The organism is Xanthomonas cissicola, from assembly GCF_008801575.1.
GTDB classification, from domain to species: Bacteria; Pseudomonadota; Gammaproteobacteria; order Xanthomonadales; family Xanthomonadaceae; genus Xanthomonas; species Xanthomonas cissicola.
This window is the reverse complement of the sequence record NZ_VZPL01000004.1, coordinates 58,005-74,069: the sequence shown is the minus strand read 5'-3', so window position 1 is coordinate 74,069 and position 16,065 is coordinate 58,005. Positions and strand designations below refer to the sequence as shown.

The window sequence follows — 16,065 nt, the reverse complement described above, 5'->3', positions numbered from 1 at the left end:
GAAACGCATCACTGCTCGAATTATGGGCACGACAAAAAGCGGCCAATGGCCGCCTCGCGCCTCAGCACCGCTTACTTCATGCGGTAGGTAATACGACCCTTGGTCAGGTCGTAGGGAGTCATCTCAACTTTGACCCGGTCGCCGGTCAGGATGCGGATGTAGTTCTTGCGCATACGTCCGGAGATGTGGGCGATGATTTCATGCCCGTTCTCCAGCTTGACCCGGAACGTGGTGTTGGGAAGCGTCTCGCTGACGCTGCCTTCGAATTCAATGGAGTCGTCTTTCGACATGTAATCCTGTGCAGTCACGGCTGGCCCGGCAGGGCCGTAAGGGACGGCATTTTACGCGCCATCTCCCCGCGGTGCAAATTTTATGTTAAGCGGGTCTCACACAGCCCGCTGGCGGCGTGTTCGCCGTAACGCGCAGACCAACTACCCGGCGGTTCCGTCAGGGCAACCTGGCGTTGCACCTGGTGCAAAAAGTCAGCGCGCGGCAAGCGTTCGGCGCCCAGGCTCAGCAGGTGCGGATTTTCCACCTGCGCATCGATCAGTGGCCACCCTCGGCCATGCAGATTGGCGGCCAAGGCGGCTAGTGCCACCTTGGAGCCGCCGCTTTCCCCGCTGAACATGCTTTCGCCAAAAAACATCCGGCCGATCGCGACGCCGTAGATCCCGCCAACCAGGCGCGCGCCGTCGAACACCTCGATCGAATGCGCGTGGCCGAGACGGTGCAAGGCGATATAGGCCTGCTGCATTTCCGCGGTGATCCAGGTGCCGTCCTGGCCAGGGCGCGGACTCGCAGCACAGGCGTCGATCACCTGTTCGAAGGCGGTATCGGCGCGAACCGTCCAGGTGCTTGCGCGAAGCTGGCGCTTGAAGCGAGAGGACAGGCGCACGCCGTCAGTGCGAAAGACCATGCGCGGATCCGGGCTCCACCACAGGATCGGTTGGCCCTCCGAATACCACGGGAAAATGCCGTGCGCGTACGCGTTGAGCAGGCGCTGGGGCGACAGATCTCCGCCAACGGCAAGCAGTCCGTCGGGATCGGTCAGGGCGGCCTCGGCAGGCGGGAATGGGGCCGAGGCGGAAGTGCCCAACACGGTGGGACGACGAAAGGGCGTCATCACGCCGGCCACCGGCCGGATCGCCACGGCGCGCCACGCAGGCATGGAAATGGAGCGGCAAAGGGCATGGGCAGGTGCCTGGTTCGGTTCCGGCGATGGTACAGGTGCGCCTGCGGAGCACCCAGCTGGCTCAAGCCCGTCGCTGCCGGTCCCAGCTGGCGTAGTGCTCGTGCAAGGTCTGCTCGACCGGACGGTAGTCCACGCCCAATTCCTGGCGCGAGCGCCGGTTGTCCAGGCCGAAGCGGATGCCGAGATGATTGCGAATGTACTTGGGGCTCAGCCCGAAGAAGGGGCCGAGTAGCCGCAACGCCAAACCGGGAATCTGCAGACGCGGCAACAGGTAAGGGCGGCGGTGGACCTTGCGCAGGAACCGCGCGATTTCCAGGAACGAGATCATCTGTGCCGAGGCGACGATGTAGCGGCCGTGCGCGCTGGGCCGCTTGGCCGCGGCGATGTGTGCGTTGGCAACTTCACGCACGTCCACCGTGGCAAAGCTCAGGTCCGGCACGCCATAGAAGAACAGGCCGCGCATCAGTTCGTCGAGCAGGAACAGGCTGCCCGAATCCGAGCCTGCGGCCGGGGACGGACCGAGCACCAGGCCGGGATTGATGCAGACCAGGTCCCAGCGCTGCTGCGCACGGTACATGGCCCACGCCTCCTGCTCGGCGACCACCTTGGAGTAGTGGTAGGGATTGTGATCGAGGCTGCTGGTGGTGTTGAAGAAGGCTTCTGACAGCGTTTGCCCGGGCATGTCCAGCATGTCGCGGTAGTCGCCGAAGATCGCGCCGATGGTGGACGTGAGCACCACCCGCTCGACGCTGGAAGTCGCGTTCACCGTGGTCAGCACGTTCCTGACGCCTTGCAGCGCGGGTTCCAGCAGTTGGGTGCGGCCGTTCTTGATCTTTTCCGGCATCAGGAACGGCGAGGCGACGTGATGCACCACAGAGCAGCCCTGCATCGCACCGACGAAGGAGCCGGGTACCAGCAGGTCTGCTTCGAACAACCGCAATTGGTCCGGGTGGTCCGCCTGCAGCTGCCGTAAAGGCCGCAGCTTGGGCGAATCGTGCAGGCTGCGCACGGTGGCGTGCACGGTGTCGCCCGCTTCCAGCAACTGCTTCACCAGCCGGCAGGCGACATAGCCACTACCGCCGGTGACCAACACCGTTTGCTTCATGGGCCGATTCCGGTGCGGGCGACATGCCCGAATCAATAGTCAACGCTAGCATATTCTGCGGTAGCGTCCGCAAGTTCGGAATGATCGGGTACCAGGCACGGCAAATGCGCGGCTTGCGCAAGGGCTACGATGAGGACTGATGAACGGGTCTCGCGCGACGGCGCAGAGGCCTGCCACGTCGGCCTGCCACGTCAGGCGGTGCCTGGATTTGTGCGGCGGCGGTGCGATGTATCGACCCGGGATGGGTGGAGAAGCCGCCGCAGGGCGATCACGCTTGGCGGAACGGCGAATGGCGCAGCAGGGCGGCGGCGTGCTGCTCGACCTCGGCCCGCTCTTGCGCGCACCAGTCCGCCAGCGGCTCGCGAAAGCCCGGATCGGCAATCCAGTGGCGGCTGCGCACCAGCGTCGGCAGAAAGCCGCGCGCGATCTTGTGCTGGCCTTGTGCGCCAGGTTCGAAGCGGGTCAGGCCTTCGCGCAGGCAATATTCGATGCCCTGGTAGTAGCAGGTCTCGAAATGCAGGCCGGGCAGGGCTTCACCGCCCCAGTAGCGGCCGTACAAAGTGTGCTGCCCGCGCAGGCAGAGTGCACCGGCGATGGGTTGCCCATCGAGGTCGGCCAGGAACATCACCAGCTGGCGCGGCATGGCCGTGGCCAGGTGCTGCAGGAACTGCGGCGTCAGCGCGGGCGAGTTGCCGTACTCGTTGAAGGTCTTGAGATAAAAGCCGTACATCGCGGCCAGCTCCGCATCGCTGGCCTCATCACCGTGCACCACGCGCAGTTGCACGCCGGCGCGCTGCACCTTGGCGCGTTCCTGGCGAATGTTCTTGCGGTGCTTGTGATCCATCGCCGACAGGAACGTCTCGAAGTCGCCCCAGCCGCTGGCGTTGTGCCAGTGGTACTGCAGGTCGTTGCGTTCCAGCCAGTCGGCATCGAAGGCGGCGTCTTCACCAGCGGGGTAAAAGTTCACATGCGCCGACGACAGTCCGCTGCGCTCCACCAGCTCGCGCATCGCCTTCAGCAGGTGGCCGCGCCACGTGGGCGCACCGAGCAGGCGCGGGCCGGTGACGGGCGAGTAGGGCACCCCACACAGCCATTTGGGGAAGTAGTCCTGGCCATAGCGCGCGTACGCATGCGCCCAGGCATGGTCGAAGACGAACTCGCCGTGCGAGTTGTTCTTGAGGTAGCCGGGAGCCGCGGCGACCAGAGTGTCACCCTCCCACAAGGTCAGGTGCAGCGGGTTCCATCCCCAATCCGGGCGCAGGCAACCCTCACGTTCAAGGCCTTGCAGAAATGCGTAGCTGATAAAGGGATGCGTGCCATCGTGCAGCGCATCCCAGGCGCCGGCCGGCAACTCGTCCAGCTGGCGACACCAGCGTGCGGTTATGCCCATGCGGGCAGCCCCTTGGCGATGCTGGCCGCGTGGCGCGGCCGGCAATCAGGCGCCATCTCAGGCGCTCTTGTCGAGATAACGCTCGGCATCCAGCGCGGCCATGCAGCCGAAGCCGGCCGAGGTGATGGCCTGGCGGTAATGCTGGTCGGCCACGTCGCCGGCGGCGAACACGCCGGCCACCGAGGTCTCGGTCGCGGCGCCGTTCAGGCCGGAGCGGATTTCCAGGTAGCCGTTGTTCATTGCCAACTGGCCATCGAACAACTGCGTGTTCGGGTGATGGCCGATCGCCACGAAGAAACCATGCGCATCGATGTCGCGGGTGCTGCCGTCGATGGTGGACTTCACTCGGACGCCGGTAACCCCGGCATCGTTGCCCAGTACCTCGTCGATGGCATGGTGCCAGACGGTCTCGATCTTGCCGGCGGCCACTTTGGCGAACAGCTTGTCCTGCATGATTTTCTCTGCGCGCAGCGTATCGCGGCGATGCACCAGGTAGACCTTGCGGGCAATGTTGGACAGGTACAGCGCCTCTTCGACCGCGGTGTTGCCGCCGCCGACCACCACCACGTCCTGGTCCTTGTAGAAGAAGCCGTCGCAGGTGGCGCAGGCGGAGACGCCACGCCCCTTGAAGGCTTCTTCGGTGGGGATGCCCAGGTACTTGGCGGTAGCGCCGGTGGCGATGATGAGCGCGTCGCAGGTGTACTCGGCCCCGTCGCCGATCAGCCGGAACGGACGCTGCGACAGATCTGCCGTGTGGATATGGTCGAAGATGACCTCGGTCTCGAAGCGCTCGGCATGCGCCTGCATGCGGCTCATCAGGTCCGGACCCATCAGGCCGTGGGGGTCGCCCGGCCAGTTGTCCACCTCGGTGGTGGTCATCAGTTGGCCGCCTTGCTGCAGCCCGGTGATGACCACCGGCTTGAGATTGGCGCGGGCGGCGTAGACCGCGGCGGTCCAGCCGGCCGGGCCGGAGCCCAGGATCAACAGGCGGGAGTGCTTGGCGGGGCTGGCAGAAGAGGCGCTCATGTATACTCGCGATCTAGGAATTGGTAGGGCAGGCGAAGTAATTCGCGCCCCCGTGGCGGCATAGAGTGGCGGTCCCCACCCGGTGAATCAAGGCGGCGCGATGGAACTGCTTGAACCGCAGATGGCATGCTCCGCTCCAACCACGTGCTCGACGCCGCCTTGTGCGGCGTTTTTCGTTGAGCGGCGCTTGGTTGGATGGCCAGGGCGCATGCAACTGCTGAAACCGTGGCTTCAGTCGTTTATTATCAAACACTAACAGCATTTTTCTAAGGTCTGGCTACAGGTGGCAAAGCAGGTTCCCGAACGCAGCAGCAAGCCCGCAGAGGGCAAACCGTCGTCGCGCAAGACGGCGGTGGCGGACAATCCGCGGCGGCAGAAGCTCTGGCGCGATCTGGCCTTGATCGCGGTAGCGCCGTTGCTGCTGTATCTGCTGGCCAGCCTGTTCACTTACTCGGCGACCGATCCGGGTTGGTCGCGCACCGGCAATCTGGTTGCGCCGATCCACAACATGGGCGGCCGATTCGGCGCCCTGGCGGCCGACGTGCTGCTGCAGCTGTTCGGGTATGTGGCCTTCCTGCTGCCGGTGCTGTTGGGAGCGGTCGCCTGGATCGCCTTGATCGGCGAGCGCGAGGAGCAGAGCCAAAGCGATCTGGGGCCGGCGCTGCGCCTGGTCGGCATGGTGGGGTTCCTGATTTCCTCGACCGGCTTCCTGCACCTGCGCCTGTTCCAGGGCGAGGTGGCCGAGGCCGGCGGCATCCTGGGCAAGTTGGTCGCCGGCTCGCTCAGTTCCGGCTTCGGTTCCTTGGGCGCGAACTTGTTCGTGTTGGTGCTGCTGCTGGTGTCGATCACCCTGGCGACCGGCTTGTCGTGGTTTGCGGTGATGGAGCGCATCGGCAAGTGGGTGCTGGCGCTGGGGCCGCTGATGCAGCGCAAGACCCATCAGGCCACCGAGTGGCAGCAGACCCGGGTGATGCGCGAAGAACGCGAGGAAGTGCGCAAGGTCGATGCGGTCAAGCAGGCCAAGCGCGAGCCGGTCAAGATCGAGCCGCCGCCGGCGCCGGTGGTGGAAAAGAGCGAGCGCGCCAAGCGCGACATCCAGATTCCGATGTTCCAGGGCGTCAGCACCGACGGCTCGGACCTGCCGCCGCTGGCGCTGCTGGACGACCCCAAGCCGCAGACCAAGGGCTATTCGGAAGAGACGCTGGAAACGCTGTCGCGCCAGATCGAGTTCAAGCTCAAGGACTTCCGCATCGAGGCGCAGGTGGTCGGGGCCTATCCGGGCCCGGTGATCACCCGCTTCGAGATCGAGCCGGCGCCGGGCATCAAGGTCAGCCAGATCAGCTCGCTGGACAAGGACATCGCGCGCGGGTTGTCGGTGAAATCGGTGCGCGTGGTGGACGTAATCCCGGGCAAGTCGGTGATCGGCCTGGAAATTCCCAATGTCAGCCGGGAGATGATCTTCCTCTCCGAATTGCTGCGCTCCAAGGAGTATGACAAGTCGGCCAGCCCGCTGACGCTGGCCCTGGGCAAGGATATTGCCGGGCGCCCGACCGTGGCCGACCTGGCGCGCATGCCGCACTTGCTGGTCGCCGGTACGACCGGCTCGGGCAAGTCGGTGGCGGTCAATGCGATGGTGCTCAGCCTGCTGTTCAAGGCCTCGCACAAGGAACTGCGGATGCTGATGATCGACCCGAAGATGCTCGAGTTGAGCGTCTATCAGGGCATCCCGCACCTGCTGGCGCCGGTGGTCACCGACATGAAGGAGGCCGCCAACGGCCTGCGCTGGTGCGTGGCCGAGATGGAGCGCCGCTACAAGCTGATGAGCGCGGTGGGCGTGCGCAACCTGGCCGGCTTCAACAAGAAGGTCAAGGACGCCATCGACGCCGGCCAGCCGATGATGGACCCGCTGTTCAAGCCGAACCCGGAACTGGGCGAAGCGCCCCGGCCGCTGGAAACGCTGCCGTTCATCGTCATCTTCATCGACGAATTCGCCGACATGATGATGATCGTCGGCAAGAAGGTCGAAGAGCTCATCGCGCGCCTGGCGCAGAAGGCGCGTGCGGCCGGCATCCACTTGATCCTGGCCACGCAGCGGCCATCGGTGGACGTGATCACCGGCCTGATCAAGGCCAATATCCCCACCCGCGTGGCGTTCCAGGTCAGCTCCAAGATCGACTCGCGCACCATCCTGGACCAGTCCGGCGCCGAGGCGCTGCTGGGCAACGGCGACATGCTGTACCTGCCGCCCGGCACCGCGCTGCCGGATCGCGTGCACGGGGCTTTCGTCAGCGACGAGGAAGTGCATCGCGTGGTCGAGCATCTCAAGGCCAGCGGGCCGGTGTCCTACGTCGAAGGCGTGCTGGACGAAGTGCAGACCATGGGCGATGGCACCGTGGTCGGTGCCACCGGCTTGCCGGAAAGCAGCGGCGGTGGCGGCGACGAATCGGATCCCTTGTACGACGAAGCCTTGCGCATCGTCACCGAGACCCGGCGTGCGTCGATTTCCGGCGTGCAGCGGCGTTTGAAGATCGGCTACAACCGTGCCGCGCGTCTGATCGAAGCGATGGAGGCGGCCGGCGTCGTCAGCCCGCCCGAGCACAATGGCGACCGTACCGTGCTGGCACCGCCGCCGCCGAAGTAGGCGCCGGCGATGTCGTGGCGCGTTTTATGTGCAGCTTCCGATCGGGCGCCTGCAGCAATGCCGCATTGTTGGAAGCCCGTGCCTGTCATTGCCTGGCACAACGGCTACCCTGTGGGTGAGGGCCGCTCCGGCCCGCCGTGATCGAGACCCATGTTGCATCGTCCCTCGTTAGTGCTCGTGCTGCTCCTCTGTCTCCCGCTGCTTGCCCAGGCACAGCAACGGCCCGCGCCCACTGCCAGTGCTGCAACACGCACGCAGGCCGACACCAATTACAGTTTCGTGCGCTACCGCGCCGACTACGAGGTGCGCGCCGACGCCAGCAGCGTCGAAACCGACGAATACGAGATCCTGCTCAAGACCAAGTCGGCCGTGGAGCAGTTCAGCCAGGTCCGGCTGAGCTATAGCGAGAAGATGGAAACGCTCGATGTGCTGCAGGCGTATACCGTCACGGCCGAAGGGCTGCGCCAGGACGTGGCGGCCGACAAGATCTATACCCAGGAAAGCTATTCCAGCGCCTCGGCAGCGATGTATGCCGACCGCAAGGTGAAAGTGGTGGTGTTCCCGAATCTGGCGCCGGGCGCGCGCATTGTGTACCGCGTGCGGCGGGCACAGAACACGCCGTATTTCCCCGGTTACTTCAGCCTGTGGGAGACCTTCAGCGTCTTCGCGCAGTACGACGATGCGGTGATTACGTTGGTCGCGCCGAAGGGGCTGCCGATGCATCTTTCTGCACGCGGGCTGCAGGGCAGCACCAAGCCGGTGGTGCGCGGCGACCAGGCACGCTGGGAGTGGCGCTACCAGCGCACCGCGCCGATGAAAAACCAGAACTGGAGCGCTGCGACCTGGGAGTTCAGCCCCACCTTGATGGCCAGCACCTTCGACAGCTGGTCGCAGATGGGCCTGGCGTACCACGTCAAAGGCGGGCGCGCTGCGGCGGTGACGCCGGCGATCCAGGCGCTGGCCGATGAGGTCACCCGCGGTATCGATTCCCCGCGCGCGCAGGCTGCCGCGCTGTATGCATGGGTGGCGCGCAACATCCGCTATGTGGCGGTGTATCTGGGCAATGGTGGGCTGGAACCCAACAGCGCCGAGAGCATCCTGGCCAACCATTACGGCGATTGCAAAGACCACACCGTGATTCTGGAGGCCCTGCTTGCCGCCAAGGGGATTGCCAGCACACCGGTGCTGATTGGGGCAGAGGGCGGCCCGACCTTGCCGCAGATCCCGGTGCTGGGCCGCTTCAACCACGCCATCACCTACATTCCCGCATTCGATCTGTACGTGGACTCGACCAACCCCTACGCACGCTTCGGCCAGTTGCCGGCCGGCGATCTCGGCGCGCCGGTGGTGCATACGCGCGATGGCAAGGTCACGCAGACGCCGCCGAACGACCGCAAGGTCAATCGCTATGTCGCCCGCACCGAATACCGGTTCACGCCGCAAGGCGATCTGCAGGGCACCACCACGCTCGACAGCGGGCAGACCGGCGAAGTGGGCTTGCGCGCGATGTTCGTGCAGCTCAATGCGCAGAATCGCAACCGGATCGAAGAGTCGATCCTTGCCCAGTCCGGTTTCGACGGCACCGGCGATCTGCTGATTCAGGGCGACCCGCTGGATCTGGATGCACCGTTCAACTACCGCTACACCTTCCAGGCCAAGGACGCGGTGGATTTCTCGGTGGTCGGCGGCATGACCTTGCCGGATATGCCAGGTGCCGAGTCAACGCGCGCCATCTACACCACCACCTCGGCCGAAAACAATCTGACCCCGTTTTACTGCAACGACAGCGTGCGCGAAGAAACCTACGTGGTGAGCTTTCCCGAGACGGTGCCGATCATCGCCATTCCGCGCAGCAGCACCTTTCGCAATGCCGCCGGCGAATACGTGGTTGAGTGGACACGGCAGGGGCAGACGGTCACCGCCGTGCATCGCCTGCAGCGTGCCGCCGTGCGCGGGCCACAGGCGTTGTGCCAGCCGCAGGATTACCGTGCGTTTCGCGAGCTCTACCAACAGGTGCGGCGCGGGTTTCGCGGGCAGATCGTCTATGGCGATCTGTCCAGGGTGCAGACGGCACGATGAGGCGAATTGCCGCGCACACGCCGCCATCTGAACATGCCGTGCGATAGCGCTCGCCCATTCATCTATGAAGTATCAGAATCTACGCATGTCCTTCTGGAAGACCGCGATGCATCGCCAGCTCCGTTATGCCGTCCTTGCCACTGCTCTGTTCGCCAGTACCGCCTTTGCCGGTGCGCGCCAGGAGCTGGACACCTTCACGCGAGGGTTGAAGGGACTGGATGGGCAGTTCAGTCAGCGGGTGACCGACGCGAAAGGCCGGGTCAAGGAAACTTCGAGCGGGCGGGTCGCACTGGCGACACCGCGTCAGTTCCGTTGGGAATACGCCAAGCCCTATAAGCAGCTGATCGTGGCCGACGGCAAGAAGGTCTGGGTATTGGATCCGGATCTGGAGCAGGTCACCGTGCGCGCACAGGGCAGCGAAGAACAGAACAGCCCGCTGGTTGCATTGATCGACCCGGCGCTTCTGGACAAGAAGTACGATGTCAGCGAAGAAGCCGCGCCACGCGACGGCCTGCAATGGTTGTCGCTGACGCCCAAGGTGGACACCGACGCCAGCTTCCAGATCGCCTCGCTGGGGTTCAGCAAGGATGGCCTGGCCAGGATGGAAGTGGTGGACGCAGTCGGCCAACGCACCGCGATCAGCTTTAGCGGCTGGAAGCGCAACCCGGCGTTTGCTGCAGACACCTTCCGCTATACGCCGGCCAAGGGCGTGGATGTGGTGGGCGACGCGCAGTAAAGCGTCTGCGGGGCTCTCGGGATGAACGCATGGCGCAGCGAGCGGCTGTGCCTGCGAGTGCGCAGCAGTTGTCGTGACCTGACAGATGCACCCGCACAGGAGCGATGCCACCACGCTACGGGACTGGCTCGTACGGGATCCACTGACCAACCGTCCGACTCGCCTCCGCTGCCTGGTTGGTCTGGCGTTTGATGAAGAAATCGAGGCCACGTTCGCGCTGGCGTTTGCCCTTTTCGCGCAGGATCAAAATGGTCGGTTCCCAAATGCTTGGGTGGCTGATCAGCTCATCGAACGCGCGATCGGCTTCTGCCGCTTGCGCTTCGCATCCGGCGACCCGCAATAGCTGGGCCTGCGCGCGCAGCGCGTCCAGGCGTGGTGCAGCCTCTGCCTGCAACACCCAGTCCACGATCAGCGAGGCGAACTTGTTGTCTTGCATGTGGAGGCGGACCCGGTCGATGAAGTCCTGCAACTGGCGCTCGGCCACCATATAGAGCCGCTGGTCATCGACCTTGCCCTGCAGTTTGGAGATTCCGTAGTGGGTCCATAACTGCCAGTTGCGCTTCACTTCGCGTTCGAATGAGGCGAAATTGAAGAATTCGAAGCCACGATCGGTGCGCACGGGATCGATTTCGTTGTTGAACATCCACAAGGTGGAGAACGTCGTGCTGCCGGCCGAGCGCAGTTCCCTGCTGTAGCCGAGATCAAGCGTGGCCATGGACAGCCGCGCCACTGGTGTGGGCGGCGCATTGCCGGTGCCTGGGTCCGTCCACTGCCGGGCGACGACACTTGCCGATGCGCGCCCTGCGATCTCTACCCTGGATTGCGCGCTCGAATCCTTCAGCACCATGGTCATGTAGCCTTCGATCGGCGTCTGCGACCGGGAGGTTTCGCGCCGCGCTTTCACGCCGAGCGACGCGCCCAGGGTGGCGCGACGCGGTTGGCCATCCATGTTTCCCACGCGCACGCCGGCAGCGACGCTGAGGCTGGATTCGGTGGCCGAAGTGTTGCGTTCGGCCTGGCCGATCAAGCCAACGGTAATGCTGGGGTGGTGCGCCAGCAGCTCCCCCAGGAAGTCGCGCTCGCTCAACTGGCCTGCATCGTCGCCGGATTGCTCGGCCAGTTGCAGCAAGTGTTCGAACATGGCCAGGAATTGCGCGCGCTGCTCCAGCTCCTGGCCCTTACCCCGCCGTGGTACGCGGATTTGCACGCCATGCTCGATGCCCGATTCCTTTTTCATGCGCCATTCGGCTGCGCCCGTGATACCCACCGGTGCGTGTTCGGTGCCCGGCAGCAGCACGCCCGCGCTAATGCCGGTACTGGCGTTGAACTGCCGCGCCTTCTGCCGCCCGATCTGCAGCGACAACCCGGTCCGCCCCATGTAAATCTCCACCGAGCGATCGGAACTGGTCTGGCCGCCCGCGGAGAGTTTCAGTCCCAGGCCGCTGGGGATGATCGCCAGCGCGGCCGACAGCGGCGTCGTATTGAGTCCGATCACCCGTTGCTCGGTAAGACGCAGCTTGTCGCGCCATTCCAGCCGTTCCAACAGGTTGCGCAGGCATTCGAACAGCGCACGTGGCGATCTGACGCGGGAGGTGTCGCCCTCGTGCAGAAGGCGACTTGCATGACCGATGGCCTGATGAAAGTGAGTGCGCGCGTCCGACGCCAGTTCTTCATCCAGGGTTGCTGCACCGACCGGCAGGTCGCTCGGCTGTCCGGCGTGGTCGAGCAGGCCACGCTGGATCAGACGCAGCGTTTCGGGCAGACGCATGCGGCCGGCGCGTAATGCACCCCATGCGGATGCGATGGCCGGATGGCACGCCGCCGGCTGCAGGTCGTCGGTCTCGTTCACGGAGGCAGCCACCGAGCGCTGAAGCTCCTGGGCACGCCGTTCGATCGTGCCCAACACCTTGGCGGTGAAGGTCAGGTCGGTTGCGTTCTGCTCGTGTGGGAGCCATTGCACGTATTCCAACAGTGCCTGCATTGCCAGCTCGTCCTGCGACGGCATTCGCCCGCCAGCCAGCTGGATCTGGCGGCGCGCGACGAGCCAGCTGGTCAGGTGGCCGGCCGCTTCGCGAAAAGCGTCGTTGGCACGCCGCACGGCGGTGGGAAGCGCTTCGGAGGCGCCAACCTTCATTCCCAGCTCAAGTGCGTTGAAGGGATTGAGGGCGCGCCTGCCGCGCCGCCCACTGCCTGCGACCGCCCATTGCGCAAACATCTGCAGGCATGCGTTGACGCGCGCATAGGGTGAACCTGCCCGGGTGGTTTCGTAGCCATTGCGGAATGCGTGAAATGCGCTGCGCTGGGCATCGGTTGCAGACTGCAGGCCCTGCAGCGGCGAGTCTCCATGCACGGCATGGCGCGCTCCCATCTGCGCATCGCCCAGCCAGCTGCGTTCAGCCTGTTCTGCGTCCGGCGTCAGTGCAAGCCGGTGGCTGGCACGCAGATGGACCTGCGCCGCCTCCAACCATTCCCTGGAGGGGGGCGTGGCTTCTTCGCGCAGCATGTGCGAAAGAACCTGCATGCCGCGCGGAACGCTGGCCAACAGGCCGACGCAGGCGGTGACGATCTCCATTGGCTGGGCCGCCTCGGCAGCGATGGAGACCTGTGGCGGCGGAATCAGCTCACGCAACCGCACCATGCCCAGGCGTCGCAGCACGTCGGCCGCTGCGGCAGCATCGCCTTCGCTGGCGATCGCCAAGGCCTGCAGGGCGATGCGCAAGGCGTCGACCGGCTGCAAGGCGTCGCCCCCGAACGCAGCGCTGCGGCCATGCAGACCGTCAGCCCAGGCGCGCAGAACCTGTCGACTCACGGGGTCGATGGTTTCCTCGCGAAAGCCGGGCAGGGCGCCAAGCAGTGCGTCCATGGTGTCGGCGACGATCTCGGCAGCGACGGGCCGGGCCTCATCGGCCGGCGGCTGCGCGGCTGCATGTTCCGCCACGCGCTGCATGTCGCCGTTCGCAGCTTCCAGCGCGTTGACCGTCTGTTCGTGCTGCCACACCTCCTCGGTGTTGATCCGCGACGAATGCCGCGCCTGCTGCAGTTTTGCCTCGACCTGGTCGAGGCGCTGCTGTAGGCGCCGCGCATGCCGCCGACAGCGCTCGGCATGCGTGCGTTGCAGGGTCAGCATGTTCTCGTTGCGTCCCAGCCGTGTGCGCAGTGCCTCGACTTCTCGGTTTCGCTCTGCAGCAAGGTGCGAGCCGAGCGTGCGCGAAGCCGGCCTGTTGGCAGAGTTGCCTGCTTGATCCGACTGCAACGCATCGCGTGCTTGCGCATACGCACTTCGCAATCGATCGATTTCCGCGTTAGCTTCCGCAAGTGCTTGCTCTGCTTGTGCTGCCTGTGCCGAGCCGCGGCCGAAAAAGACCGCTTTGGCCAGCGCATCGCCGCGTGCGCGCGCCTGCTGCACTGCGTGCTCGAGCCGAGTGCAGGCGCGCTGCAGCTGTAAGCGATCAACGCCCTGCTGCGCGTCGGCCGAGGATGGGCCCGCGTGCGCTGCGACACCGCGCGACGGCTGATCGTGCGGTAGCGCGTTCAATGCGGCGCGTGCGGAGAGGATGTCCGACTCGAGATCGTGGATCGCGGCCGCCACTGCATCAGTCTGCGCATTGCATCCATGCAGCTGTTGCAGCAGTTCGGCACGTTCGTGCGTCAGCGCGTTGATGCTGTCGCTGAGGTTGGCGGCGCGCCGGGCTCTGAGGGCCAACTGCTCGCGCGCAGCCTGTAGCGTTTGTGCATGTGCGTAGCACAGCTCGTCCTGGCGACGCCGCCAGATGCGTGCGGCCAGGTCGTTGTTGGATTGTTCCAGGCGGGCGATCAGGGCTTCATTGAGATGCTGGGTGGCATTGGACAGCAGCGGGGCTGCTCGCAGATCACGGGCGGCATCGGCGTTGCGATCCGATGGGCCGGCTGGTGTGTCCCGCGCGTACTGCACCGAGGAATAGCGCAGCAGGCTCGTATGTGGTTCTGGCGAACCGCTACTGAGCCCCAAGCGTTCTGCGGCCTTCCTGCAGGGACGCGGGAGGGCGTGTTTGCGTTTGGGAGCGGCCTTCAGTCCGGGATCGACGACGCTTGGCTGTCTTGCTTGCTCAAGTAGCGTCGCGGACCAACCCAGCGGATCGTCCTGGGCCTGGATCAGTTCCGCCTCGAACGCGCATGGGTCCGGAGTCGCCAATTTGTTGTGCGTCTGCCGCCGCGCAGAAGGCTTGGATGGATGCGAGATGGTCTCGGCCATCCCTGGAAGGCAAGCGGTGATGGCAGAGGGGCGAAGCGGAATGCGGGGCATGGTGAAATCCGTACGCTGAACGTGCCGCTTGCGCTGGCGCAGCTCGTGGCCGATGCGAGATGCAGGCAAGCGATGACATGCGATCACTCGTTACTCAGTAACAGTATTGCGCTGCGCAGTCGATGCGGTGCACCTGCGCGAAGTGGTCGCTTGGAAAGAGAACGTCGGCGTCCCTGCCAGCGACGGCCGAACACTGCGTTGTGGAACGTCCATCAGGCGCAGGCGGTAGAATAAACGGGTGAGCAAAGCCAAACGTCCCGACTCGATCACACCCGATCTGCTGCATGTCGATCGCAGCGCCATGGGGCCCCTGGCAGAGCGGATGCGGCCGCGCACGCTTGACGAGATGGTGGGGCAGAAACGATTGCTGGCTCCCGACAGCGCCTTGCGGCGCGCGGTCGAATCCGGGCGCGTGCACTCGATGATCCTGTGGGGTCCGCCGGGATGCGGCAAGACCACATTGGCCTTGTTGCTGGCGCACTACGCAGACGCCGAATTCAAGGCGATCTCTGCCGTGCTGTCCGGCCTGCCGGACGTGCGGCAGGTGCTGGCAGAGGCGGCGCAGCGTTTTGCCGGTGGCCGCCGCACCGTGTTGTTCGTCGATGAGGTGCATCGCTTCAACAAGGCGCAACAGGATGCGTTCTTGCCGCATATCGAACGCGGCACGATTCTGTTCGTCGGTGCGACCACTGAAAACCCGTCCTTCGAGTTGAACTCAGCGTTGTTGTCGCGCTGCCGCGTGCATGTGCTGGAAGGCGTGTCGCCACAGGACATCGTCGAAGCCTTGCAGCGTGCCTTGCGCGATGCCGAGCGCGGCTTGGGGGCCGAGACGATCCAGGTCAGCGAAGCATCGCTGCTGGAAATCGCCAGCGCCGCCGACGGCGATGTGCGTCGGGCCCTGACGCTGTTGGAAATTGGTGCGGAACTGGCGGCAGGCGAGGGTGGCGAGATTACGCCGCAGACGTTGCTGCAGGTGCTGGCCGACCGTACGCGCCGCTTCGACAAGAACGGCGAGCAGTTCTACGACCAGATTTCGGCGTTGCACAAGTCCGTGCGCAGCTCCAACCCGGATGCAGCGCTGTACTGGCTGACGCGCATGCTCGATGGCGGGTGCGACCCGGCGTATCTGGCGCGTCGCTTGACCCGCATGGCGATCGAGGACATTGGCCTGGCCGATCCGCGCGCGCAGAGCATGGCGCTGGAAGCCTGGGACATCTACGAGCGCCTCGGCAGCCCGGAGGGCGAGTTGGCATTCGCACAGCTGGTGCTGTATCTGGCCTGCACTGCCAAATCCAACGCCGGCTATGCTGCCTTCAATCAGGCCAAGGCCGAAGTGCGCGCCACCGGCACGCAGGAGGTGCCGCTGCATCTACGCAACGCACCGACCAAGCTGATGAAGACGCTGGGTTACGGCCAGGATTATCAGTACGACCATCATGCCGAGGGCGGTATCGCGCTGGATCAGACCGGATTCCCGGATGCGATGGGCGAGCGCGTGTACTACAACCCGGTGCCGCGCGGGATGGAGATCAAGCTGAAGGAAAAGCTCGATCGGCTGCGCGAGGCGCGCGCGCAGGCACGGGCTGACAAGGCCGGCAAGCCCACGGCATAATC

The 16,065-nt window shown here is 65.0% G+C and carries 10 protein-coding genes; 4 read left to right on the top strand and 6 right to left on the bottom strand.

Going from position 1 to position 16,065, the window contains the following annotated elements:
* Nucleotides 1-71 precede the first annotated feature (71 nt).
* From infA to trxB, 5 genes are all read right to left on the bottom strand, one after another.
* The gene (gene infA / locus F7R02_RS02975; protein ID WP_002813418.1) at nt 72-290 is read right to left on the bottom strand and encodes a translation initiation factor IF-1; all 219 of its coding nucleotides are present in this window, start codon (nt 288-290) and stop codon (nt 72-74) included.
* Nucleotides 291-370: 80 nt separating this feature from the next.
* Nucleotides 371-1,123 (bottom strand): leucyl/phenylalanyl-tRNA--protein transferase, encoded by a 753-nt coding sequence (gene aat, locus F7R02_RS02970; RefSeq protein ID WP_011347300.1) that lies wholly within the window; start codon nt 1,121-1,123, stop codon nt 371-373.
* Between the two features lie 130 nt (nt 1,124-1,253).
* The gene (locus F7R02_RS02965) at nt 1,254-2,297 is read right to left on the bottom strand and encodes an NAD-dependent epimerase/dehydratase family protein (RefSeq protein ID WP_078590967.1); all 1,044 of its coding nucleotides are present in this window, start codon (nt 2,295-2,297) and stop codon (nt 1,254-1,256) included.
* A 268-nt stretch (nt 2,298-2,565) separates the two neighbouring features.
* Nucleotides 2,566-3,687, bottom strand: a complete 1,122-nt coding sequence (locus tag F7R02_RS02960; protein ID WP_011347302.1) for a GNAT family N-acetyltransferase — start codon at nt 3,685-3,687, stop codon at nt 2,566-2,568.
* Nucleotides 3,688-3,744: 57 nt separating this feature from the next.
* A complete protein-coding gene (gene trxB, locus F7R02_RS02955; RefSeq protein WP_014090139.1) occupies nt 3,745-4,713 on the bottom strand; it encodes a thioredoxin-disulfide reductase in 969 nt (322 codons plus the stop codon).
* A 283-nt stretch (nt 4,714-4,996) separates the two neighbouring features.
* On the opposite strand from trxB, the gene F7R02_RS02950 reads away from it, so the two are divergent.
* The 3 genes from F7R02_RS02950 (at nt 4,997) to lolA (ending at nt 10,169) form a co-directional block, all read left to right on the top strand.
* Nucleotides 4,997-7,354: a DNA translocase FtsK gene (locus F7R02_RS02950; protein ID WP_078590966.1), complete on the top strand. Its 2,358-nt coding sequence runs from the start codon at nt 4,997-4,999 to the stop codon at nt 7,352-7,354.
* A gap of 171 nt (nt 7,355-7,525) precedes the next feature.
* Nucleotides 7,526-9,433, top strand: a complete 1,908-nt coding sequence (locus F7R02_RS02945; protein ID WP_033478956.1) for a DUF3857 domain-containing transglutaminase family protein — start codon at nt 7,526-7,528, stop codon at nt 9,431-9,433.
* A 64-nt stretch (nt 9,434-9,497) separates the two neighbouring features.
* The gene (lolA, locus tag F7R02_RS02940) at nt 9,498-10,169 is read left to right on the top strand and encodes an outer membrane lipoprotein periplasmic chaperone LolA (RefSeq protein ID WP_039417145.1); all 672 of its coding nucleotides are present in this window, start codon (nt 9,498-9,500) and stop codon (nt 10,167-10,169) included.
* A gap of 115 nt (nt 10,170-10,284) precedes the next feature.
* Here lolA and xopZ read toward each other — a convergent pair whose 3' ends face one another.
* Nucleotides 10,285-14,520, bottom strand: a complete 4,236-nt coding sequence (gene xopZ, locus F7R02_RS02935) for a XopZ family type III secretion system effector (RefSeq protein WP_167520954.1) — start codon at nt 14,518-14,520, stop codon at nt 10,285-10,287.
* A 169-nt stretch (nt 14,521-14,689) separates the two neighbouring features.
* Here xopZ and F7R02_RS02930 point away from each other — a divergent pair, with 169 nt between their 5' ends.
* Nucleotides 14,690-16,063 (top strand): replication-associated recombination protein A, encoded by a 1,374-nt coding sequence (locus tag F7R02_RS02930; RefSeq protein WP_078590965.1) that lies wholly within the window; start codon nt 14,690-14,692, stop codon nt 16,061-16,063.
* The last annotated feature ends 2 nt before the right edge of the window (nt 16,064-16,065 follow it).

Bases quoted from the DNA above. Each gene is read 5' to 3' on its own strand.
- aat (WP_011347300.1), bottom strand. From the start codon at position 1,123: ATGACGCCCTTTCGTCGTCCCACCGTGTTGGGCACTTCCGCCTCGGCC.
- infA (WP_002813418.1), bottom strand. From the start codon at position 290: ATGTCGAAAGACGACTCCATTGAATTCGAAGGCAGCGTCAGCGAGACG.
- trxB (WP_014090139.1), bottom strand. From the start codon at position 4,713: ATGAGCGCCTCTTCTGCCAGCCCCGCCAAGCACTCCCGCCTGTTGATC.
- F7R02_RS02965 (WP_078590967.1), bottom strand. From the start codon at position 2,297: ATGAAGCAAACGGTGTTGGTCACCGGCGGTAGTGGCTATGTCGCCTGC.
- lolA (WP_039417145.1), top strand. From the start codon at position 9,498: ATGAAGTATCAGAATCTACGCATGTCCTTCTGGAAGACCGCGATGCAT.
- F7R02_RS02960 (WP_011347302.1), bottom strand. From the start codon at position 3,687: ATGGGCATAACCGCACGCTGGTGTCGCCAGCTGGACGAGTTGCCGGCC.